Annotated in this window: 16 protein-coding genes; 13 read left to right on the forward strand and 3 right to left on the reverse strand. The window is 45.5% G+C overall.

The window, feature by feature from the left end; genetic code table 11:
- Positions 1–107 precede the first annotated feature (107 nt).
- Positions 108–1,508, forward strand: a complete 1,401-nt coding sequence (locus tag ACDQ55_RS09045; protein WP_420981046.1) for an RtcB family protein — start codon at positions 108–110, stop codon at positions 1,506–1,508.
- 4 nt (positions 1,509–1,512) lie between these two features.
- On the forward strand, positions 1,513–2,127 hold the full coding sequence (gene prfH / locus ACDQ55_RS09050; protein ID WP_420981047.1) for a peptide chain release factor H: 615 nt from the start codon (positions 1,513–1,515) through the stop codon (positions 2,125–2,127).
- Here prfH and ACDQ55_RS09055 read toward each other — a convergent pair.
- The gene (locus ACDQ55_RS09055) at positions 2,122–4,764 is read right to left on the reverse strand and encodes a hypothetical protein (RefSeq protein WP_420981048.1); all 2,643 of its coding nucleotides are present in this window, start codon (positions 4,762–4,764) and stop codon (positions 2,122–2,124) included. The genes prfH and ACDQ55_RS09055 overlap by 6 nt on opposite strands.
- A 302-nt stretch (positions 4,765–5,066) precedes the next feature.
- On the opposite strand from ACDQ55_RS09055, the gene ACDQ55_RS09060 reads away from it, so the two are divergent.
- The 8 genes from ACDQ55_RS09060 to ACDQ55_RS09095 all read left to right on the forward strand — a co-directional run bounded on the left by ACDQ55_RS09060 (position 5,067) and on the right by ACDQ55_RS09095 (position 17,189).
- Positions 5,067–8,270, forward strand: a complete 3,204-nt coding sequence (locus ACDQ55_RS09060; protein WP_420981049.1) for a SusC/RagA family TonB-linked outer membrane protein — start codon at positions 5,067–5,069, stop codon at positions 8,268–8,270.
- Positions 8,271–8,289: 19 nt separating this feature from the next.
- Positions 8,290–10,098 (forward strand): RagB/SusD family nutrient uptake outer membrane protein, encoded by a 1,809-nt coding sequence (locus tag ACDQ55_RS09065; protein WP_420981050.1) that lies wholly within the window; start codon positions 8,290–8,292, stop codon positions 10,096–10,098.
- A gap of 20 nt (positions 10,099–10,118) precedes the next feature.
- A complete protein-coding gene (locus ACDQ55_RS09070; protein ID WP_420981051.1) occupies positions 10,119–11,042 on the forward strand; it encodes an endonuclease/exonuclease/phosphatase family protein in 924 nt (307 codons plus the stop codon).
- A 57-nt stretch (positions 11,043–11,099) separates the two neighbouring features.
- On the forward strand, positions 11,100–13,265 hold the full coding sequence (locus ACDQ55_RS09075) for a GH92 family glycosyl hydrolase (RefSeq protein WP_420981052.1): 2,166 nt from the start codon (positions 11,100–11,102) through the stop codon (positions 13,263–13,265).
- Between the two features lie 181 nt (positions 13,266–13,446).
- On the forward strand, positions 13,447–13,722 hold the full coding sequence (locus tag ACDQ55_RS09080; protein ID WP_420981053.1) for an ArsR/SmtB family transcription factor: 276 nt from the start codon (positions 13,447–13,449) through the stop codon (positions 13,720–13,722).
- Between the two features lie 60 nt (positions 13,723–13,782).
- Entirely contained in the window at positions 13,783–14,760 is a 978-nt protein-coding gene (locus tag ACDQ55_RS09085; RefSeq protein WP_420981054.1) for an LLM class oxidoreductase, read from the forward strand.
- A gap of 171 nt (positions 14,761–14,931) precedes the next feature.
- Positions 14,932–16,125, forward strand: a complete 1,194-nt coding sequence (locus ACDQ55_RS09090; protein ID WP_420981055.1) for an MFS transporter — start codon at positions 14,932–14,934, stop codon at positions 16,123–16,125.
- 26 nt (positions 16,126–16,151) lie between these two features.
- Positions 16,152–17,189, forward strand: a complete 1,038-nt coding sequence (locus ACDQ55_RS09095; protein ID WP_420981057.1) for a zinc-dependent alcohol dehydrogenase family protein — start codon at positions 16,152–16,154, stop codon at positions 17,187–17,189.
- 556 nt (positions 17,190–17,745) lie between these two features.
- Here ACDQ55_RS09095 and ACDQ55_RS09100 read toward each other — a convergent pair.
- Complete coding sequence (locus ACDQ55_RS09100) at positions 17,746–18,870, reverse strand: alkene reductase (protein ID WP_420981058.1); 1,125 nt, start codon at positions 18,868–18,870, stop codon at positions 17,746–17,748.
- A 93-nt stretch (positions 18,871–18,963) separates the two neighbouring features.
- Here ACDQ55_RS09100 and ACDQ55_RS09105 point away from each other — a divergent pair, with 93 nt between their 5' ends.
- From ACDQ55_RS09105 to ACDQ55_RS09115, 3 genes are all read left to right on the forward strand, one after another.
- Entirely contained in the window at positions 18,964–19,875 is a 912-nt protein-coding gene (locus ACDQ55_RS09105; protein ID WP_420981059.1) for a LysR family transcriptional regulator, read from the forward strand.
- Between the two features lie 242 nt (positions 19,876–20,117).
- On the forward strand, positions 20,118–20,933 hold the full coding sequence (locus ACDQ55_RS09110; protein WP_420981060.1) for a tyrosine-protein phosphatase: 816 nt from the start codon (positions 20,118–20,120) through the stop codon (positions 20,931–20,933).
- A 196-nt stretch (positions 20,934–21,129) separates the two neighbouring features.
- Entirely contained in the window at positions 21,130–22,143 is a 1,014-nt protein-coding gene (locus ACDQ55_RS09115) for an MBL fold metallo-hydrolase (protein WP_420981061.1), read from the forward strand.
- Between the two features lie 3 nt (positions 22,144–22,146).
- Here the strand turns inward: ACDQ55_RS09115 and ACDQ55_RS09120 are convergent, their stop codons facing one another.
- Complete coding sequence (locus ACDQ55_RS09120) at positions 22,147–22,983, reverse strand: class I SAM-dependent methyltransferase (protein ID WP_420981062.1); 837 nt, start codon at positions 22,981–22,983, stop codon at positions 22,147–22,149.
- Positions 22,984–23,092 lie beyond the last annotated feature (109 nt).

Here is a 23,092-nt window from a genome sequence, read left to right on the forward strand (position 1 = left end):
CCCGCTTTTACCTTAATTATTATTGTATTCATCTGCATACCGGTGGTATTACCGGTATAGCTACCGTGTACGGCTAAGGCTGATGCGCACGGATCATATTTCCTTTTATGGGCAGTATAAAAACCAAAGAACTTAGTAAAATAGGTTATACTAACGATCAGGCAAGGAGCCTGGTCATCAATATTATTGCTAAACATTTTAAGCATCACGATAAAAAAGCATTGCTGCAAATGCTTATCGAGATCAAAGCAGATCCCGGAAAGTATTTGTCAAACAGTGTGTTGGGGAAAATTGCCGCTACTTTCCTGGATGAACCGGTGGCTTGTCATTTTCAAACATATGAGCTATTGGAGCGTAGTGGCTACCTGAAAGTATATGGCGGGGCAGGCATAGAACGTTCGGCAAAACAACAGATGGAAGTGGCCATGTCTTTACCGGTAACTGTACAGGGCGCTTTAATGCCGGATGCTCATACGGGCTATGGGTTGCCTATAGGCGGTGTACTAGCTGCCGATCAGGCGGTACTGCCTTTTGCAGTAGGCGTGGATATTGGTTGTCGCATGGCACTCACCATTTTCGACGAAGGAGAGAGCTTCTTAAAACGCTTTTCTTACCAGATCAAAATGGCGCTAAAAACATATACGCATTTTGGGATGGAAGGGGGATTAAATTTCCCGCAGGAACATAACGTGTTAGATAGCCCGGTATTCCAGTCAACAGATTTGTTAAAGAAGTTACAGCTCAAAGCGGCACGTCAGTTAGGTTCTTCCGGCAGTGGCAACCACTTTGTGGAATTTGGCCTCATAGAGATGAGGGAGGGTAATGCTTTGCAGTTACCGCCCAAAAAATATCTTGCTTTATTGTCGCATTCCGGCAGCCGGGGACTGGGTGCTGCCATTGCTGAGTATTATACCCGCATTGCCATGAGCACCTGTAAGCTGCCGAAATCTGCGCAGCAATTGGCCTGGTTGGATCTCCACAGTGAAGCCGGGCAGGAATACTGGCTGGCTATGAATTTGGCGGGGGATTATGCTAAAGCCTGCCACGACCGTATTCATGCCAATCTGTTAAAGGCCTTGGGACTACAATCTCTCGCCACCATAGAAAATCACCACAATTTTGCCTGGGAAGATACCCTGGCAGATGGCAAGACGGTGATTATCCACCGGAAAGGCGCTACGCCGGCACATGCCGGGGAATGGGGGATTATTCCGGGTAGTATGTGTTCCGCAGCTTACCTGGTTACCGGAAAAGGAGCTGAGCATTCCCTGTATTCTGCTTCTCATGGCGCAGGCAGAGCGATGAGCCGCAAAAAGGCAAAAGAAAACATGACTGTTTCCGGTATGAAAAAAATATTGGCCAGCGCCGGCGTTACCTTGATAGGCGGTAGTGTGGAAGAGAGCCCGGTCGCCTATAAAAACATCGAAACAGTGATAGCGGCACAGCACGACCTAGTGGACATACAAGGCAAATTTATGCCTGCTATTGTAAGAATGAATAAAGATTAATGACGTGGAACAACTGATCATACAAATTACAGCCGGTCGCGGCCCCGTGGAATGTTGCCTTGTAGTGGCCAAAGTACAGGAAAAAGTAATCAAGCAAGGCCGCGAGGCAGGTTTTCATATAACCGTGCTTGATAATATGAAGGGAGAGCTTAATGGCACACTGTTATCTGCCACCCTGTTACTCAAAGGGAAGGGACTTGCTGCTTTTGTGCAGGAGTGGGAGGGTACTATACAATGGATTGCTACCAGCCCTTACCGCAAATGGCATAAACGAAAGAACTGGTTTGTGGGTGTGTCGGTATTGGCAATACCACAGCGGCTACTTTGGAATCCCAAGGAAGTAGTATTCGATACGTGCCGGGCTGCCGGGCCTGGCGGGCAGCATGTGAATAAGGTGGAAACCGCTGTGCGCGCCCTGCATACTTCGAGTGGTTTACAGGTAACGGCTTCTGATAGCCGTTCTCAGTGGCAAAATAAGCAGTTGGCCCTGGAGCGGTTGGAGGCAAAGTTTCAGGCAGCTCAGGCCGCATTATTATTGCAGCAGCAACAGCAGCAGTGGCAGGAACATAATGAGTTGGAAAGAGGATTGGCCGTAAAAGTGATCCGTGAGCAGTTATAAACTGCTCACGGTATTAACAGGGTCTACTACCTGTGCATAGTCCATTTCAAAGGGAACACCGTAGATCCGTTCGTATTCTGCGATAAAGGAAGTATATACTTTACGTGCAGAGGCATGCTGCCTTAGGGCAACCAGTGCTTTGCACTTGAGTAGTACGGCTTCTTCACTTAAAGCATCAAAATGAAGGATGCAGTCGCACAGGTGGATGGTGAGCTCGGGAGCTACCTGGTTATTTTCCAGGAACTGCGTGAGCAACGGAATCACCTGGGCGGCAATGTCTGCTTTGAATTTGTCGAGCCATACGTATTCGGTTTCTTGCAGGAAGGCGCCCCTATGCACAATACCGGCTATCTGTGCAATGGTGGTGGTATCTTGTGGCGATGCGGTTGCCAGCAACGCCAAATATGCTTGTAAGTCTACATATACCTGTTCATCATTAAAATGGAATATCCATTTATCATTTTCTTTGAGCAAAGTATAAGCGCCGGTTTTATCCAGGAGGTTTTTCAGCTTTACCAAATTCACGGAACGGTTGTTTTTCGCATCTTTCACCGATCTGCCCGGCCATAATAGCTCGTTCACTTTTTCGGAAGAGATACCATGCTTGCCCATTAGTGAATGGAGGAAGATCAAAAGGAATAACTCTTTCAGCAGTGGACTGAAAGACCGGGTGATGTCGTTGCCAGTATTGTCAAGTACGGTGAACTGGCCAAACAAATACACCGCAGGGCCGGGCGTAGGTGCTTGTGTTGTAACCGGGAAATTAATGGCAATGGGTGCATCTTCCTGTACGTTAATTTCTGGAAGATGTTGCTCATGCAGGTTTTCCGTGCGCAAATTGTCTGCAGGTGTTACTGTTGCTGTTACATCTGCAGTAGGTAATACTGGTGTGGCTACCTGTTCTCCTGTATTTTTATTTTTTGCAAAAAATGAAATGCCGGCTGCAATGAGTAATAAGGATAGCCCGACGGCAGCAGCTATTAACAGGCGTATAACGTATACGGGTATATGTTTTTCGGGTGTACTTACGGCAAGTCCGTAAGGAGAAAATTGTATCGTATATATTTTAGCGTGGGTAATATTGTTTTTGGGAGTAAATAACGTTACTGCTATCAGCTTATCATTTTGCGGGCAGTAAAACAAGTAGGCGGCAGATTTGGTATCATAAAACCTATAAGGAAAGCTGCTGGTCATTTTGCTGTATTCCGGCGCTTTCAGGGAACCCTTTATGAGTTGCAAGGAAGAGTTCATCCGGTCGTTGGCATATATGAGGGTGTAGTATTCCTGTTTGCCATTGGGGATGATCATATTGCTGGCAAAGGCAAAAGGTTCTTCCGGCTCTTTTAATTTATAGATGCTTTTGAATGAACGGCGTTTTACATCGTATACGGTTAGGTCGTAAAGGCAGTGTGGATTAAGTAGTTGATCGCCCGCCAGGCTACCATAACCTCCGAGTATATAGATACTGTCGCCTGCTTTATTAATACCGGCAGCAGATAAGTAACGTGGTGTGAAAAAATCGCCGCTAACCTTTTGGTTTTCCCAGGACTGCTGGCGTGTATGATAACGCAGTACTTCATTTTTATAATGGAAGTTGCCATATCCGCCCAGTGCATATACCGCGCTATCGTAGTGTGAGAATAGAATATTGGCATGCCAGTAGGTGGTAACGGCATCATGCTCGAGTGGTTGATCCCATTGCCCGGCAGTAGAGTCATAATAAGCCACCTGTTGTTTATCTGGAAAGAAATTGCAGAATTGTTTTTTTACAGGGTCATATATTGCGCGGATTCCCGCAGGTGTACCTTGTGACCTGGGAAGAGTTTGTGTGAGTAGTGTACGTGCGCTGCAGTTGTAATTATATACAGTATCCCGGCCTGTAATGTACACTGTTTCGGAGGTGGGGTCGAATGCTACACTGGCGTTGCCATTCATGGTGATGGAATCGGCCAGTTGCCATTCATTAAACCTGGGGCGCAGCCAGATTGGATTGCTGATGCTGACTATTTGTCCGGTGAGCAGGTCTTTATCTATATTTCCCCGTACCTGGTCTAATGGCCAATGATGTTGCAGTGTATTATCTTTATATATTTTTACATCTTTGATCCGCATCGGCGCCACATCGAACGACTTAAATGGTTTGCGGTGGCTGGCGCCAAAACATAAGTGCAGCTGGCGCCCGGATAACACCGGGTGGTGAATGCTACGCAGCAGCTGGCCATTTATACTCACCTGTAGTGTATGCGTTGTTGTATTAATATCAAACTGCAGCCGGTTCCAGTGGTGATATAATGAGTCTTCGTTGATCCGGAATGAAATGCCTGAAAAATCGTTGCCGGTAACAATATTGAAAGACTGTGTTTGTACGTTATATATAAGGTCTATGTTCTGTTTCTTTTCATCTGTTAACCGGAACACATATCCAAAGTAAGAATTATAGAAAGGAAGGAAAGCCAGTTCAAAAGAAAAAGCATATTTATCTTTTACGATCAGTGGTTTGTCCGGAAAAACATCTAAAGACGTGCGTGCTTCCTGAGCTATGTTCTTACATGCAAATTCCAGCCCATACGCTTCTTGGGCGTTACTGCCGGCACAGATGAATAGTAATATGATTAACAAGGAAGTGATTCTATACATATGGTTCCCTTACCTACAGTTTATTCTGTAAGTCTTTTTTCAATGTTCAGAAGAAAAGCGGTTACTGCCTTCTATAACGGGGCAAGTTACTAGCTAAACAGTTATTAATGGTGCTCTGAAAGTTAACTTTATTTTAAGAAACTTTTTCCTTCATTAATTTGGTTAATTGAATCTGTTCATTATACTTTTTTGCCGTTAATCCCCAGGGTTAATCACCAGTTAACCGCCCGGTTAACCTTCACTTGCTTATTTGCAGCCAGATAAATTAATTATTCCTGATCTGTAAAATCATTAAAATCGTCATGAGAAGATGGTTATGTATGTTACTGTTGCTATGCTGCAATGTCCGAGGCATAGCTCAAACCCGTCCAGTAAGCGGAAGGGTATTGGATGGTACCGGCCAGCCATTACCGGGCGTATCTGTGAAAATATCGGGTACCGCTATGGGTACTTCCACAGACCCGAAGGGCAATTTCACGCTGTCTGCCAACAGCCAGGACCAACTGATATTTAACTTCATCGGTTATAAATCAGATACGGTTGTTGTCGGAAACCAGACAAATATTCAGGTGAAGCTGAAAGACAATGTGTCTAATTTAAATGATGTAGTAGTAGTAGGCTACGGCACACAGAAAAAGGTAAACTTAACCGGCGCTGTTTCACAGGTGAGTGGTAAAGTGTTGGAAAACCGTCCTATTCCTAACCTGAGCCAGGGCTTGCAGGGTGTGATCCCTAACCTGAACCTGGTGCCTGGTGATGGTAAGCCTATTCAGTCGCCTACCTATAACATCCGTGGTACAACATCCATCGGTCAGGGTGGTAGCGCCTTGGTTATTATTGATGGAGTGGAAGGTGACGCGAGTATGCTGAACCCTGCTGATGTAGCCAGTGTAACCGTGTTGAAAGATGCGTCTTCTGCTGCTATTTATGGTGCCAGAGCTGCATTCGGTGTAGTGCTCATCACTACCAAAGCACCAACAAAAGACAGGCTGACTGTTAGCTATTCTTCCAACTATTCTATGAAGTCGCCTACTACCGTGCCAGATATGGTAACTAATGGTTATGAGTATGCTAAGAACTTCAACGAAGCCTGGACTGCCTGGAACGATTATTCCCAGGTGCCGCAAAACATCAACAAAAGCCAGCCTTTTTCCAATGCATACCTGGAAGCGCTGAAAGCACATAATGCAGATCCTTCACTGCCTAAGACTATCGTGAATAGTGCAGGGAACTATGAGTATTATGGTAATACTGATTGGTACGGACTGTTGTATAAAAACCACACTACTGCTACAGAACAGAACTTGTCTGTATCCGGTAACAGTGGAAAAGCTAGTTACTACATCACTGGCCGCTATTATGGTCAAGATGGATTGTTCCGTTTCAATTCAGATGATTTTAAAATGTATAACCTCCGGGCAAAAGGAAATATCCAGTTGTTCCCTTTCCTGCAGGTATATAATAATACAGAGTTTTCCAGCCGCGATTACCACAACCCACTCAACGTAGGTGAAGGCGGTGGTATCTGGAGAAACATGGCCGACGAAGGTCACCCTTCTGCGATGATGTTTAACCCGGATGGTACCCTTACTTACACTGCTGCTTATACAGTAGGTGACCTGTTTTATGGTCGTAATGGAGTCGATATGAACCGTCAGTTGTTTAAAAATACTACCGGTTTTGTAGCGAATATCTATAAAGACCAGGTACGTCTGAAAGGTGATTTCACTTTCCAGCAGGCGAACGACAACCAAAAGCGTATACGTGTTCCGGTGCCTTATAGCCCGGCTCCTGGTGTAACTGCTTATGTAGGTACTGGTTACAACGACCTCATGATGAGCAATTATGGTACCCTGTACATGGCTTCCAACATTTATGGTGAATATGAAAACCATTTCGGTGGTAATGCTCACTACTTTAAGGCATTGGCAGGTTTTAACTACGAGCAGTCTACCTACAAAGGTTTTGCTACTACCCGTAATGGCCTTGTGTATAGCGACGCGAAAGATATCAACCTGGCGTTGGGTACCAACGTTACTACTGCCGGTGGTTACAACCGTTGGGCAATTATGGGTGAGTTTTTCCGCCTGAACTATTCCTATAAGGAACGTTACCTGTTGGAAGTGAATGGTCGCTACGACGGTTCTTCCAAATTCCCTTCCAATCAGCGGTATGCATTCTTCCCTTCTGTTTCCGGAGGATGGAGAGTGTCTAACGAAGCTTTCTGGAAAGTATCTCCCCGGATCATTTCCGATCTGAAAGTACGTGGCTCTTATGGTTCATTAGGTAATGGAAACGTAGAATCTTACGCTTACCAGGAGAAAATGAACATCACTCAATCCAACAGGGTGATCAACGGCGTTAAGCAACAACAAACTGCCCAACCAGTAGTGCTGCCTAGCGGTCTTACCTGGGAAACTGCTACTACCCGCGATTTGGGTCTCGACCTGGCTGCTATTAACGATCACCTCACCATTAACGGTGATATGTATACGAGAATAACCAAAAACATGTTTACCGTAGGACAAACCCTGCCGGCTGTATTTGGTAGCGACGTACCAAAAGGTAACTATGCAGACCTGAAAACAACAGGATGGGAAGTAGCCGTAGGTTGGAAAGACCAGTTCCAGGTGTCTTCTAAACCATTGCACTACAATGTAACCGTGTCTATGGCCGACTACAGACCTACTGTTACCAAATATAACAACACCAACGGCAAACTGACCGACTATTATGTAGGCCAGAAAATCGGACAGGTATGGGGTTATGTGAATGATGGTTACTGGACTAAAGACAACGTAGCTAATGCTGCTAAAGCACAGGCGTTGTTTAAAGCTTCCAATAGCGGACAATGGTTGCCAGGAGATATCAAATTTAAAGATATAAATGGCGACGGAGTGATCAATAACGGTGCTAACACGCTGTCACAGCACGGAGATATGGTGATTGTAGGCGATACACTGCCACATTATACTTATGGTATTTCCCTCAATGCTGACTGGAATAATTTCTTTATTGGCGCATTCTTCCAGGGTGTGCTGCAGCAAGACTGGTGGCCTGGTTCTGAGTCAGATGTTTTCTGGGGACAGTACAACCGTCCTTACAATTATATGCCTAAATCGCAGGTGGGTAATATCTGGTCTGAAGAAAACCCAGATGCATATTTCCCACGTTACCGCGGTTATGTGGCACAGAACTCTGCCGGTGAGTTGTACAATGCACAAACAAAGTACATGCAGAACGTAGCTTACATCCGTTTGAAAAATATCCAGATCGGTTATAACCTGCCTCACGCACTGGTATCCAGAGCAAAGATGACTGCTGCCCGTGTATATCTCTCCGGTGAAAACCTCTGGTCATGGTCGCCTTTATACCGCATTACCCGCGACCTCGACGTAGAGAGCATCCGCAGGTCTGATGTGATCACTGATTCGGGTAACTCCGGTAATGGTAACAACTATCCTATGTTAAAGAGCTTTACGCTTGGTTTGAACATTACACTTTGATAATTAGAAAAGAAAGAGCATGCAACAACATATAACTGCATTATTCCGTAAAAGGATCGCAGCGATAGCCGTTATCGGGTTATTTGCAACCGGATGCGCTAAGAATCTCGATCAAACACCACAGGGCACCGCTACTAGAGATGCCGTATTCGGCAGTCCGGATGGCTTAAAGCTGTACAGCAATTCCTTTTATGATGGATTGCCAGGTCTTAGTGACATTTATAAGGGAGATAATATGGCCGATTTCAGCGCCGTTAACTCCGTGAATGACTTCCTGAGACAGAATGGCTATACTTCCAGAACCGCTAATGGCTGGGATTGGAAGACGCTGCGTAACATTAACTATTTTATCGCTAACAATAATAATCCGAAAGTATCAGAAGCGGTACGTAACAACTATCAGGCCCTGGCCAGATTTTTCCGTGCGTATTTTTATTTTGATAAAGTAAAGCGTTTTGGTAATGTGCCCTGGATCGGTAAGCCTTTTGACGTAAGTGATCCTGCACTGTACGCCGGCCGCGATTCCCGCGCGCTCATCATGGATTCTGTGATCGCCGATCTGGATTATGCCGCCGCTAACCTTACCACTATCACCGATCCTAGTAGCAGCCAGATCACCAAAAATGTGATCTATGGATTTAAATCCAGGGTATGCCTGTTCGAAGGTACTTTCCGTAAATACCATCCGGAATATAAACTTACCGAAGGAGCAGACGACTTGTTGAAAAAGGCCAGGGATGCTGCCAAAGAGGTGATCGACAGTAAAGTGTACAATCTTAGCCAGGCAGGTGGTACTACCGCTGCTTACCGTCAGCTGTTTATCAGCGCCAACCCGGTAGCTACAGAAGTAATGCTGGCTAACATCGCTAACTCCAGTTTGGGCGTATATAATGATGCCAATTGGTGGTATACCAGCGCTACCTATGGTTCCCGTCTTAACTTTACCCGTACATTCATCAATACTTATTTAAATATTGATGGTACACCGTTTACCAACATCAACAGGTACGACACATTGCCATTTGCAAAAGAAACGCAAGGCCGTGACGCCCGTTTGGCACAAACGATCCGTACTCCGGGTTACATGCGTACCAGCAATGGTAACACTGTAGCTGCACCTCCGGTATTTTCCTATACCTATACAGGTTATATGCCTATTAAATGGTGCCTCGATGATACCTATTATGATAATGGTACTACCAATACGAATTCTATTCCGTTGATGCGTTATGCAGAAATTTTGCTTAACTATGCGGAAGCCAAGGCAGAACTGAAAGAACTGACAGATAATGATTGGAGTATTACAGTAGGTGCACTGCGTGCCCGTGCAGGTATTACCGGTGGTATCAATGCTAAGCCAACAGTATTGGACCCTTACATGGTGGCTAACTATTTTACCGACGTAAATGATCCATCCCTGATGGAGATCCGCAGAGAGCGCGGTATTGAGCTGGCCTTGGAAGGTTTCCGCTTCGCCGATTTGTTGAGATGGAAACAAGGTGCCTTGCTCACCAAATCCTGGACTGGTATGTATGTGCCTGCGCTGGATGTGCCAATGGACCTCAATGCCGACGGTGTGCCAGACGTATGTTTCTACCAGACATTGCCTGCCGACCAAATAAAGGGGGTAACCTATGTGAATGTGTCTTCTACAATAGGAGGATTGCCTAATCCGCAACAGTTATCCAATGGTACTTACGGAGAACTGCACTGGCTGGATAATGTGTCTAAAGAGTGGGCAGATTACAAATATTTGTATCCAATCCCATATAATGATTTGCAGCTTAATCCTGCACTGGTGCAGAATCCAGGCTGGGAAGATAAATAGTAACCGTTAAACAATAGCAGATGAAGAAAAGTATTATGATCCTGTTGGCGTGTGTAGTAGCCTTATCTTACGCAGGTAGTGCCCAAAAAATTAATGTGGGTACCTACAATATGCGTAACGATAACAACAAGGAAGATTCCATGAATGGCAATGGCTGGAAAGAACGCTTACCGGTAATTGCCTCCCTGATTGCATTCCATGATTTTGATATTTTTGGAACGCAGGAATGTATGTACCATCAGTTGCTGGACATCAAAGGCAGCCTGCAAGGCTACGATTTCACCGGAGTTGGCCGCGACGATGGAAAACAAGGTGGGGAACATTCTGCCATCTTCTATAAAACCAGCAAGTTTAAACTGCTGCAAAAAGGTGACTTCTGGTTGTCTGCTATCACGGACAGGCCTAATAAAGGCTGGGATGCCGTACTGCCCAGGATTTGTTCCTGGGGCCAATTCCAGGATATCCAAACAGGATTTACCTTTTACTTTTTTAATCTGCATATGGACCACATTGGCGTAAAAGCCCGTGCGGAAAGCTCCAAATTGATACTGGCCAAAGTAAAGGAAATGACCGGCAACAAACCGGTGATCCTTACAGGCGACTTTAACGTAGACCAAACCAGTGATTCTTACGCTATTATCAACAACTCCGGTGTGTTGAAAGATGCATACGAAACCACTGCAGTGAGGTATGCGTTGAACGGTACTTTCAATGATTTTAAAGCCAACAGCAAAACCGATAGCCGGATTGATCATATCTTTCTGACAAAGGATTTCACAGTAACCCGTTATGGTATATTAACGGATACCTGGCGCAGCCTGCGTACTGAAAGCGGCGCTGCGGTCAACGACAACCTCCCTAAAGAGGCTCGTCTCTCGAAGTATGTTGCCAGAGAACCTTCCGATCACTTCCCGGTGATTGCTACGGTGGAATACAGCAAATAAATTTTATTTGCACGGGCCTGCTAATATAGCAGGCCCGTGTTATGAAAAGACCTTCCTATGCATGTACGTTTTTGTTACCTGCCGGTGATCGCCCTGCTCTTATGTGGAGGTTGTGGCGCTGGCAATACCTCCTTTATTGACCCTACTATCGGTAATATTTCCACGTTATTGCAACCTACCCGCCCTGTAATGCAGTTACCCAACCAGATGATCCGTGTATACCCACTACGAAAGGATTATACGGATGATCAGATCAGTGGTTTCCCACTGCAAGTGGCAGGGCATAACGATGGCCCGCTCTTTGTCGTGAAACCTGCCGCAGGCACACTATCGCCAGACCTGTGGCTACGTAAACAAACCTACGACCACGATCTGGAAGTGATACATCCCTGGTATTACAGCACTGTGCTTATAGAAGATAATATCACCGTATCTTTTGCACCCGGCAATAAAACCGGTATGTACCGGTTTAGTTTTCCACGTCAAACAGCCCATCAACTGCTGCTGGCGAAACCCGGCTATCAGGTAACTGGTAGGGAGGTAACTGCGCAAACCACCTATCATGATGTTCCGGTTTATTTATACGGCCGGTTTAATACGCCTGCATTGATACATACATTGTCTGATACCCTGCAGTATATCAGTTTCCCGGATGCTACTGCTAATGATATTACCCTGCAATACGCCATTTCCTATGTAAGCGCTGCCAGCGCAAAGCATCATTTTGAAGTGGAAATAAATGGTAAAAACTTTACGGCGGTACAAAACAATGGCGCACAGCGCTGGAACGAGGTCATGAACCAGATACAGGTACAGGGAGGCAGCGAGGCGCAACGCCGTTCTTTTTATACAGCGCTTTACCGTTGCCACGAACGTATGGTGGATATTACAGAAGATACCCTGTATTACAGTGGTTACAATAAAAGTGTAAACAAAACCCTCCGGCCTTTTTATGTAGATGACGCCACCTGGGATACTTACCAGGCGTTGCATCCGTTGCGCATGATGCTGCACCCGCAACAGGAAGAAGACATGCTGCAATCGTATATACGTATGTACGAACAGAGCGGCTGGATGCCAACCTTTCCCCGGTTGTATGGCGATCATCCTTGTATGAACGGTTTTCATAGTACCATTATTTTTTTGGATGCCCTGCGTAAAGGCCTGCATATCCCTGGACTGGAAGCCGCTTACGAAGGCATGAAGAAAAATGCGCTGATGGCGACCATGCTTCCCTGGCGCAATGGGCCTGCAGGTGCGTTAGACTCGTTCTACCAGGAAAAAGGTTATTATCCGGCCCTTCATCCGGATGAACCGGAAACAGTTAGCGCTGTACATGCTTTTGAGAAACGGCAATCGGTGGCGGTAACGTTGGGGCATAGTTACGATGATTGGGCATTGTCGCAGCTGGCGGCCTCCCTACATCGGGAAGCTGATGCCCGCTTGTTTGCCGCCCGGGGAGAAAATTACCGGCATTTATGGCATCGCTGCAGCAAATTTTTTATGCCAAAAGACAGCGCCGGCAATTGGATTGATATCGACCCCGCGTTTGACGGCGGCCCTGGCGGACGGGATTACTATGATGAAAACAACGGCTGGACCTATATGTGGCAGGTGCAGCATAACCTGCCCGCTTTGATTGATATGATGGGGGGAGAGAAGAAATTCGAAGCCCGTCTGGATGAACTGTTCCGTAAAGACCCCGGTATGCCACGTTATGAATTATGGCATAAATTCCCTGATGCTACGGGTTTGGTAGGACAATATTCTATGGGCAACGAACCCGGTTTTCATATACCCTACCTGTATAATTATGTTGGCGCCGCCTGGAAAACGCAACAGCGCGTCCGCTTCCTCCTGGACCTCTGGTTTAAAGACAATGTATTCGGTATTCCCGGAGACGAAGATGGCGGTGGCATGAGCGCTTTTGTGGTATTTTCTTCCATGGGTTTTTATCCGGTTACCCCAGGTATTCCTATTTATACCATAGGTAGCCCCGTATTCAGTAAAGTACGTATCTCCTTGCCCAATGGTAAGTATTTTACCATTCTGGCGCGTCATTGCTCAGCAGCCAATAAATACATACAAAGTGCAAAAATGAATGGAGAGCCTTTAACTACGCCTTTTTTTACGCATGGGCAGTTAGTTAACGGAGGGACGTTGGAACTGGAAATGGGGGATCGGCCCGCCAGGCGCTGGGGAGCCAGTGTGCATGCATTATAATTACAATAGTGGGGGCTGGCTAAAAAGTGGATTCTCCGGATAGGCAGCTGTGAATAAAACAGCGCTTTCCAATGTTTACTTTAGTCGGCCCCATGCAGGCTGAGCAATTGTCATTACGTTGAAAGATACATAGATATATTTCGATGTTTTTGTTTACCTTTGCCAAGCGAATCGAAAAAATATGAATAGTAAACGGTTTGAGAAGATAGGTAAAGCTTTAGCCGATCCGCACCGGCTGAAGATTTTGCAGGAATTTAAAACTACAGGAGATTTTTTACCCTGTTCCAGGATCCATGAGATACTGGATATGACGCAGCCTTCCATTTCACACCATGTGAAGCAGCTGGTGGATGCCAACATACTGGAATCCATTAAGGAAGGACGCAACATAAAATATGCATTGAACACTGCCGTGCTCGATGAGTTTGCGGATTATATAAAAAGTTTAAAACCATAAAAAGGTTTTTTAAAGACTTAAGCATAGATGAATTTCTATGTATCTATAAATATAATGGATATGGTAGACAATAATACAACAGCTAATCACCTGCAACAGCATCCGGGTTTTACACAGGTATTCCAGGAAGGTAAACTCACTTTTGGCTTTGTGGCGCCAATGGATGGCTATCCTAACGGACCATTGCCGGATATGGCCAACTATGAAAAGTTGGTGCGTAAAGCGGATACAGCCGGTGTAGACGTGATCTGGTTAAGGGATGTGCCTTTCCTGGATCCACTTTTTGGAGATGCTGGTCAGGTATTAGACCCATTAGTATATGCGGGATGGTTGTCGGGCATCACTAAAAGGATGGCTATTGGTACAGCAGGGATAGTATTGCCTCTCCGTGATCCGCTGATTGTTGCTAAACAGGCTGCCAGCATCGATCACCTGTCTGGGGGACGTTTTTTACTGGGCCTGGCTTCAGGAGACAGGTATAGTGAATACCCTGCCTTTGGCGTTAATTTCGAAAACAAGGCAGCCCGTTACCGTGAGGCCCGCGATATTATCCGTGTAGTCACTGAAAATGAATTTCCACAGCATCAGTCACAATATTATGGAGTAATGGATGGAGGTATTGATCTGATCCCCAAGCCTGTTACCCATCATTTGCCCACTATTGCCATTGGAAGGGCCGGGCAAACGATGGAATGGATCGCTGAAAATACAGACGGGTGGATATGGCACGGAGCAGACGCCCGTAGGATGGTGGATGTGATTCCACGTTGGAAAGCAGCCACTAATGGCGTGTTTAAACCTTACGGTTATGGACTCTTTTTCGATCTGTCCGATAATCCGGACGAACCTATCTTTTTTGGCAGAACCATGTTGAGGGGAGGAAGAAACCAATTGATCAGATTTTGGGAAGAACAATTACAAGCAGGGTTATCGCACGCCGTATTGAACCTGAAACCAACAAGGCGGCCGGCGGAAGATATTATAGAAGAATTCGGAACTTACATTATACCTTATTTCCGTAGTCTCTCTGTTAAGTAAATAATTATCTGTATGTCTATTGCATCAAAACATGCCGGCATTTCCATTGGTAAACCAATGGTTGCCGGCCTGGCCGGAAGTTAACCAGCCCGTAATTAAAAGCTTTTTTATGCTTTAAAATATAGATGTATTGCTATTTATCTATCTATTATAAATCAACATCCGCACTAAATGAAAAAATTAGCTTACGCGTCCTGCCTGGGCGTAATTGGCATCCTGACAACGGAATTTGGCGTGATCGGTATTCTTCCGCAGATAGCTGTCCACTATCATATCAGTATCAACAGGGCTGGATTATTATTAAGTGCCTTTGCCTTTGTAGTAGCCATTGCCGGTCCCTTTATGAGCTTGTTAGCTTCGGGCTACGACCGCAAGAAAGTAATGCTCACTAGCTTAAGCCTATTCCTGATCACCGGGGTGGTGTCTGCCGTATCGCCTCCCTTCTGGTTATTGGTAGCGGTAAGGGTATTGCCGGCTTTACTGCATTCGGTGTATTATGCGGCAGCTATAGCAGCAGTAATAAGGATAGCGCCTAAAAAAGATCAGCATAAAATGATGGCTATTGCCTTGAGTGGCATCAGTATCGCTACAGTAAGTACTATTCCATTGGCCACTTACCTAGCCAGTGTTTTTACCTGGCAGTATTCTTTTGTTTTGCAGGCGCTGATCAGCGCGTTAGCGCTTATTAGTATCTATGCGGTGATGCCACCTATGCCGGTAACGGGCAAGGTAACTTTTGGCCATCAGTTAGGTATCCTCAGAAAACCCTCTGTGTGGTTGAGCCTGATGATGACCTTTTTTATGTTTTCCGCTGAATTTGCCCTGTATAGCTACTTTGCGGATTATATGGTACAAATAAAAGCAATGAGCCCCCAAGGTATCAGCTACCTGATGTTCCTGTTTGGCGTTACCGGTTTATTAGGAACATGGATAGCCGGTAAAACGTTAAGTAAGCATGTTGCCTGGTCCAATATTGCTTTTTTGGCGGGATGTAATATCCTCGTGCCTTTAGGTTTATATTTCACTGGTCATACTTCGTTGGCCACTACGGCATGGGTAGCATTATGGGGTATCCTGTATGCGCCCGGATTTTTAATCGCAACGTCTTCTATCAGTGCTGCTGCACATGAAGCGTTGGAATTCGCCAATGGCCTCACGGCTTCTTTCGCCAATTTCGGCATTACAGCCGGTACGATGATAGGCGGTTGGGTAATTGTACATCAAGGCATTGGCCAGATTCCCTGGGTTGCCATCAGTTTTGGCGTAATAGCAATACTGTTGGTATTTGTAAGAAGCATTTGGGAAGGCCGGCAGAAAACCGGGGAGGAGCCATCTTCCATTCCTTCTCCAATAGTTGTTCACTAAATAAATTATTTAAAATTCAACATAATATGTCAAACACAAATATGAAAGCATGGCGGTTACACGCCTTCGACCTGAACCGTTTGCAATTGGATGAAGTGCCAGTGCCAGTTCCTGGCCCGGGAGAATTATTGATCAGGGTAGGAGCGGTATCCTTGAATTATAGGGATAAGGCCATTATTGAGGGATATTATGATCCAAACATATTGTTACAGGGTCCCTTAACGCTAGTAGGGGATGTTGCAGGAACCGTGGTGAGCGCAGGTAACGCGGTAACCCGCTTTAATGTGGGAGATCGTGTAACCAGTCATTTATTTTCTCAGTGGTTGGAAGGCGTAACCCGTCCTGATGAATCAAATTATTTGTTAGGCGGACCTTTGCCTGGCGGGCTTGCAGAATACATGATCATACCAGACTATGCTGCAGTAGCTGCACCTGCGCACCTCTCTGATGAAGAAGCCGCTACTTTGCCCATAGCTGCGTTAACTGCGTGGCACGCACTTACCAGATTTGGCAGGCCCGGTAAAGGAAGCACTGTGTTAATACAAGGTACCGGTGGGGTATCTATTTTTGCCATTCAGCTGGCCAGTGCACTGGGAGCGGAAGTGATTGTAACCACCAGCAATGATGAAAAAGGAAAGAAAGCATTGGCATTGGGCGCCTCCCATATCATCAATTACGTGAAAACGCCTGATTGGGACCGGGTAGCATTGGAAATCACCAGTGGTAAAGGAGTAGACCAGATATTGGAGGTAGTAGGCGGTGATAAAAGCATCAATCAATCTGTACGGGCTATCAAGGTAGAAGGCTTAATTAACCTTATCGGATTCCTGGATAAAGAGGAAGCTACCATCAACATACTACCTGTTATTTTTAAACAGGCGCGTTTACAAGGTTCAGCAGTAGGCCACCGGAAAGCCTTTGAAGAAATGAACGCATTTTTGGCAGAGCATCAGGAGGTAAAACCGGTAATTGACCGGGTATATGCTTTTGAAGATGCCCTTACCGCTTTTCGTCACCTGGATAAAGGTGCATTTGGAAAGATTGTGATCAAAGTTTCAGAATAAGTTTAAGCAGCATAGTATAAGAAGCCGTCTCATAATAAATTGGGACGGCTTTTTTAATGCGCTGTAAACACGAGATGCTTCTTTAACTAACTATTGAGGTTAAGAAATAAAAGGTTTTACGGAGATGGCTATACGGCTGGGCATAGTAGCTACCGGCTAATCTGGAAACAAAACTTGCGGCATGTATTGTGGCATTGTATAAAGTTGTTTATATTTGGTACTGCCTGCATTGCGTATATACCGTACGGTTAGTATGTGTAATGATGGAATGTGCTCATGTAGCAGGCTGGGTATGGATTGTATGGGTATAACGCCTATCATTAAACGAATTTCTACCTCTTTTTATATGAGTACCCAGCGGTTGGGGATGTTGTTATTGGCTGATAAGTATAAAACAAATGTTCCGCTATGCTTAGGTACTGCTGTAGTAGGGATGAATATAATTTTTTATAAATTATAAGCTATCTACTGAAACCCCTATGAAAGAGCCTCGGTATATTTACCGGGGCTCAATTTTTTGACAATGATCAGTTCATAATAAAACTACCGGGAGTTTTTACGATGATATATTTGCCGTTGTTGTTTCATATGCTGGATAATCGGTGTAACCTTTAGTGCCGCCGCCGAAGAGTGCGGTTTTATCCAGTGCATTCAAGGGCAGGTCATGTTCGAGCCGGTAAGGAAGGTCGGGGTTGGCAATAAACGGACGGCCAAATCCGATTAGGTCGGCCCAGCCATTTTGCAAAGCTTCTTCTGCTCTTTCTTTGGTGTATTTACCGGAATAGATGAGCGTTCCGGAGAAGGCTTCGCGGTAGGCGGTTTTAAAGGCAGCCGGCATTACGGGAGCATCTTCCCAGTCTGCTTCTGCGATGTGTATAAAAGCGATGCCGATATTGTTTAGCACTTTGGCGGCTGCAATGTAAGTTTCTTCCGGGTGATCATCTTGCGCACCCATTAAAGTAGTTAAAGGCGCTTGCCGGATACCGGTTCTGTTTTTGCCTATTGCGTATGCTACGGCAGTTACCACCTCTCTAAGAAAGCGTAACCTGTTTTGTAGGGAACCGCCATATTCGTCGGTACGCTGATTGGTTTGTGAATCTATGAATTGTTCTATCAGATAGCCGTTGGCGCCATGTAGTTCTACGCCATCGAAGCCTGCTTTGATGGCATTTTTTGCGGCTTGTGCGTAATCATCGATGATGGCCTTTATTTCGGGGATGCTTAGCTCCCTGGGCATAGAGTGCTGTACCATTTCCCCAGCGCCGTTTTCAGGTCCTTTTCCTTCCGGATCGGCAAATACTTTAACGCCAGCTGCCAGTAAGGCGGAAGGCGCTACCGGAGCGGCCCCGTTTTCTTGTATGGAAGTGTGGGATACCCTGCCCACATGCCATAACTGTGCAAAAATGCGCCCATTATGGGCATGTACTGCCTTCGTTACTTTCTTCCATCCTTCTATCTGATCAGGCGTGTAGATCCCTGGCGTCCAGGCATAGCCCTGACCCTGCCGGCTGATCTGGGTACCTTCAGCAATGATAAGGCCGGCAGAGGCCCTTTGCTGGTAATATTCGGCCATCAGGTCGGTGGCTATATCCCCTTTGGCCGCACGGGAGCGGGTCATGGGCGGCATCACGATCCGGTTCTTTAATGTTAATCCGCCTAAAGTATAGTCTGTAAAAAGCATGATTTTCTCTTTTGTCGCAGCAAAGGTCTATCAAAAAGTACTATTACAATAATTATTTAAATTATACATTTGTATCAGAAAAATTATAGAAAAATGGGACTTAACATGGAGTGGCTCCGGACCTTTAAAGCAATATATGAACAAGGATCACTGACAGGGGCAGCGCAGGTCCTGTTTATTTCCCAACCGGGGGTAAGTCTGCACCTCAATTCGCTGGAAGCTTATACCGGGTATAAACTATTCGACCGGTTGGCTAAAAAAATGGTGCCCACCGAGCGAGGAAAGGTGATCTACAACTTTATTGAAGAGCCCTTACTTAAACTGGAAAACGCAGAACAACTATTCCACAAAAGCACTAAAACAGATCGTGCTACAATTAGTATAGGAATGTGTTTTGAAACCTTCCAGTTTACCCTGGAAAAGCATATTTCCTCCCTGCCATTTAACATCATCATTAAATTTGGTCTATATCCCGAAATGATACAAGATCTGGATAAAGGCCTATTAGACCTGATCATCACACCACAAAAGGGGGAGCAGAGAAACCTGGAATTCAAGCCTTTTTCCAAAGAGCGGCTGGTATTGATAGCCGGAAAGAAAACGAATATTAAACCGCTAACCGCCTTATTAAAGGCCGGGACGGCCGCTGCAGAGGAAATAGAAAACTGGTTGAAAGAACAGATATGGTACAGTACCGCTGCTGATACCGAGCATCTGAAAAGATTCTGGCAGCAGAATTTTAAACACCATCTGGAGTTTAAGCCTAACTATATAGTACCTAACCTTTGTTCCATTATCCGCTGCCTGAGTGATGGGGAAGGCTTTTCTGTAGTACCTGATTTTTTATGTAGCCAGGAAATAGCGGCGGGGCATATTAAGTTGGCCTGGCAAGGCTTTCAGGTAATCGAAAATACCCTTTATTTCGGTTCCAGGAAGAAAACCATGTATGCGGAGGAAATTAAACGTATTGAAGACATATTTAGGGAGCAGTTAGCTGCCGGTTAGTTTTTTTATGGGGAATCTGCAACTGATTGTTTGTTTTAATAGCTGGCCATCATCGCTTTAATATATGCGGTAGGCGTTACACCGGTGATAAAGGGAGATTTGGCTTTGAACCCGCAAAGTGTGAGCATATTTACCGGTAATGATTTGGTAATATGCTGTAAGATAGGTTATCGGTAAATGTTGGTACATTTAAATCGATTCGTGCATGATAACAATCACGATTATCTATCATTATTGCATTTATGAAGAAACTCATCCTGTCAGTGATGGCTATTGCCTTGCCTGGGGCCATCTTTGCGCAATTAACAGACAGTACGCAGCGGGTAGTGCGTATGCAAGGGACCGTGAACTTCCGCGATGTGGGCGGTTATAAAACCACAGATGGAAGAAGTGTGGTATGGGGTAAGGTATTCCGTTCTGCAGATGTAAGCCGGCTTACGGAGCAGGATCTGTCTGTATTGGAACAGAAACATATTCATACTGTTATTGATTTCCGGGGCGTAAAAGAGGCCGCAGTTGCGCCAGATCACCTGTTGCCGCATACCGATTACCAGTTATGCCCCGCAGGCAGCGATAGCTTGCCTGGTATGGCACAGATGGTGGATATGATTAAAAGCGGTGGCAATTGGCTGGATCAATTTTATGGGAATACCACCTATCTGAGTGCTCGTTACAAGCCCTTGTTTCAGAAGTTATTGGTGTTACCAGCCAACGAATCGCTGATGTATCATTGCACAGGTGGGCGCGACAGAACGGGTATGGCTACGGCTTTGTTCCTTTATGTGCTGGGTGTGCCACAAAGCGTTATTGAAGCTGATTTTACTGCCAGTAACGTGTACCTGTTGCCGATGAACAATCAGATGTACAGCGGTTTACAGAAAGGTACGGGATTGGATGAAGCTACGATCCGCAAAGCAATGGAATTAAAGCCTGAGCTGCTGCATAGTTTGTTCAATGCAATTAAAAACAGATATGGTACAGTAGATAATTTTTTTGAAAAGGAATTAGGGATAGGCGCTAAAGAAAGAGCTTTATTGAAAGAGAAATATACGATTTAAGCGTTGGCCGCCAACGGTTAGCTGTTGGCGGCTGCTTGAATACCCCTTACTACCCACATGATCACTAAGCGGCAAACAGCCATGATGACGAACGACCAGCGCAAGCTGGTGTACTGAAACTGCTTTCCGTATGCTGATACAATATACTACGACGCTGTTCGTCTTTTCTATGAGATAAACATTTTAATTTTACGGCATGCAGCGCAAAGTTTCTATAAAAGAGAGAATACAACATTCCCAAAATTTCCGGCAGGGAGCCTTTCAGAACCTATCACTTACCCCCCTCAAGCCGGATCATGTTACCTATTACCAGATGTTGAAAGAGGTGATGCACCGGGGGGCTAATGTAAGGCCTTCAGCGCTATTGCCCTCAGTAAAAACAGATCTGAAAACTTTGTATACAGAAAAACCCGTAGTAGTATGGTTTGGGCATTCGTCCTATTTCATACAAGTGCGCGGTTTTAATATCCTGGTAGACCCTGTGTTTAGCGGCAGTGCCAGTCCTGTGCCTTTTATGGTGAAAGCCTTTCCTGGCGCCGACGTATATACGGTGGAAGACATGCCGGAAATAGACTTGTTGATTATTACCCATAACCACTACGATCATCTGGATAAAAAAACACTGGCACAATTGCAGTTGCGGGTGAAAGCAATTTATACGCCCTTGGGCGTGGGGCGCGATTTAACGATAGTGGAAACTAATCATAATATTACAGAAATGGATTGGTGGGAAACCCGGGAGGTAGCCAAGGATGTTACGCTAACAGCTACGCCTGCACGACATTTTTCAGGTCGTGGCCTGAAAAGGGGAGGAAGCCTGTGGGCATCTTTTGTACTGCAGATCTTCGGGTATAAGATCTTTATCGGTGGCGATTCGGGTTACGATGCCCATTTTAAAGCAATTGGCGATAAATTCGGTCCTTTCGATCTGGTGATCCTGGAATGTGGGCAGTACAATGATTTCTGGCCCTTTATTCACATGCAACCGGAAGAAACGGTGCAGGCAGCCATAGATTTGCAGGGTAAAGTACTATTACCGGTGCATTGGGCTAAGTTCACACTGGCCAATCATCCCTGGAACGAGCCGCCTGCCCGCAGTACTGCCAGCGCCTCCTTACGGGGCCTTCAGATAACTACGCCACGTATCGGCGAACCAGTAGTTGTAGGGGAACATTACCCGCACGACCACTGGTGGAAAACTATACAATAGGGCTCAGATATTGAAGTGAACCATTTCCAGTAGTCCTTCGCCGGGGGCATGCAATAGCTGGTTGCTCCCGGTAAGCTTTTTCTCTACTTCATGCAGCGCTACCGTTTTTACTTGATCGGCATCAAGGTACTCCAGCAAACTACTGATCACTGCGCGGCTGTGAATATTTAACGATAGTCCGAGTGCAGTTTCTATTAGCTCCAGTACACGTTGCTGGGCAGGGAGGTAGCCGTCTGGCACTTCCTGATCAGATAAAAAATAATCCATCATTACAGTATTCCGGTGGTTTGTGGTCCGGAATAATTTCATCAGCTGTATAAAAGCTTCGTTACGGATATAATGAAACACGCCTTCAAAAATGATGGTGGTGGGTAATGCTTCCTTGTAGCCATTTTCCCGGAGCTTATGCCACAATAGGTCTGTGTCGGTGATATCGCAGCGCGAAAAGTGGATGGGTACAGTTTCAGGCAGGATATCAGTGTATATTTTTTGTTTTTCTTCTATATAGCCATTGTCTATTTCAATAATATGGCTGATGTCATTGGCATAGTTTTCCAGCAGGTAGAGCGATAGCGGGTCGAGGCCCGCACCCAGGATAACCACCTGTTGCTGTGGTGATTGGGAGAATTTTTCCTGTAGCATTTGCCGGATGCTTTCTTTACGCAGGCATATAATGTCTACAATGCTGGAATATTGCCGTTTCAGGTCATAAAACAAGCCACTGGTTTCGCTGAAGTCGATGGCGGCTATATAACGCTGCTGTAAAGGCGAGGTATAAAGCGACATGGCGGCTTCCAGTACCAGGCGGGAAGTAGAGGGAACTTTTAATTTTTGGGCCATTTTGAGAGCATTTTAGATAAAGCTACTGCCTGGGCGTGCATATGTACAGCAGGGGAATATTGGCGGCTTTATAAACAAAATGCTGCCGGTATTGTTTTTTTAGATTGTC

This window comes from Chitinophaga sp. 30R24, assembly GCF_049056765.1.
Classification (GTDB): Bacteria; Bacteroidota; Bacteroidia; order Chitinophagales; family Chitinophagaceae; genus Chitinophaga.

Bases quoted from the DNA above. Each gene is read 5' to 3' on its own strand.
- ACDQ55_RS09080 (WP_420981053.1), top strand. From the start codon at position 13,447: ATGAATAGTAAACGGTTTGAGAAGATAGGTAAAGCTTTAGCCGATCCG.
- ACDQ55_RS09055 (WP_420981048.1), bottom strand. From the start codon at position 4,764: ATGTATAGAATCACTTCCTTGTTAATCATATTACTATTCATCTGTGCC.
- ACDQ55_RS09090 (WP_420981055.1), top strand. From the start codon at position 14,932: ATGAAAAAATTAGCTTACGCGTCCTGCCTGGGCGTAATTGGCATCCTG.
- ACDQ55_RS09105 (WP_420981059.1), top strand. From the start codon at position 18,964: ATGGGACTTAACATGGAGTGGCTCCGGACCTTTAAAGCAATATATGAA.
- ACDQ55_RS09120 (WP_420981062.1), bottom strand. From the start codon at position 22,983: ATGGCCCAAAAATTAAAAGTTCCCTCTACTTCCCGCCTGGTACTGGAA.
- ACDQ55_RS09095 (WP_420981057.1), top strand. From the start codon at position 16,152: ATGTCAAACACAAATATGAAAGCATGGCGGTTACACGCCTTCGACCTG.
- ACDQ55_RS09070 (WP_420981051.1), top strand. From the start codon at position 10,119: ATGAAGAAAAGTATTATGATCCTGTTGGCGTGTGTAGTAGCCTTATCT.
- ACDQ55_RS09065 (WP_420981050.1), top strand. From the start codon at position 8,290: ATGCAACAACATATAACTGCATTATTCCGTAAAAGGATCGCAGCGATA.
- ACDQ55_RS09110 (WP_420981060.1), top strand. From the start codon at position 20,118: ATGAAGAAACTCATCCTGTCAGTGATGGCTATTGCCTTGCCTGGGGCC.
- ACDQ55_RS09045 (WP_420981046.1), top strand. From the start codon at position 108: ATGGGCAGTATAAAAACCAAAGAACTTAGTAAAATAGGTTATACTAAC.
- ACDQ55_RS09115 (WP_420981061.1), top strand. From the start codon at position 21,130: ATGCAGCGCAAAGTTTCTATAAAAGAGAGAATACAACATTCCCAAAAT.
- ACDQ55_RS09075 (WP_420981052.1), top strand. From the start codon at position 11,100: ATGCATGTACGTTTTTGTTACCTGCCGGTGATCGCCCTGCTCTTATGT.
- ACDQ55_RS09100 (WP_420981058.1), bottom strand. From the start codon at position 18,870: ATGCTTTTTACAGACTATACTTTAGGCGGATTAACATTAAAGAACCGG.
- ACDQ55_RS09060 (WP_420981049.1), top strand. From the start codon at position 5,067: ATGAGAAGATGGTTATGTATGTTACTGTTGCTATGCTGCAATGTCCGA.
- ACDQ55_RS09085 (WP_420981054.1), top strand. From the start codon at position 13,783: ATGGTAGACAATAATACAACAGCTAATCACCTGCAACAGCATCCGGGT.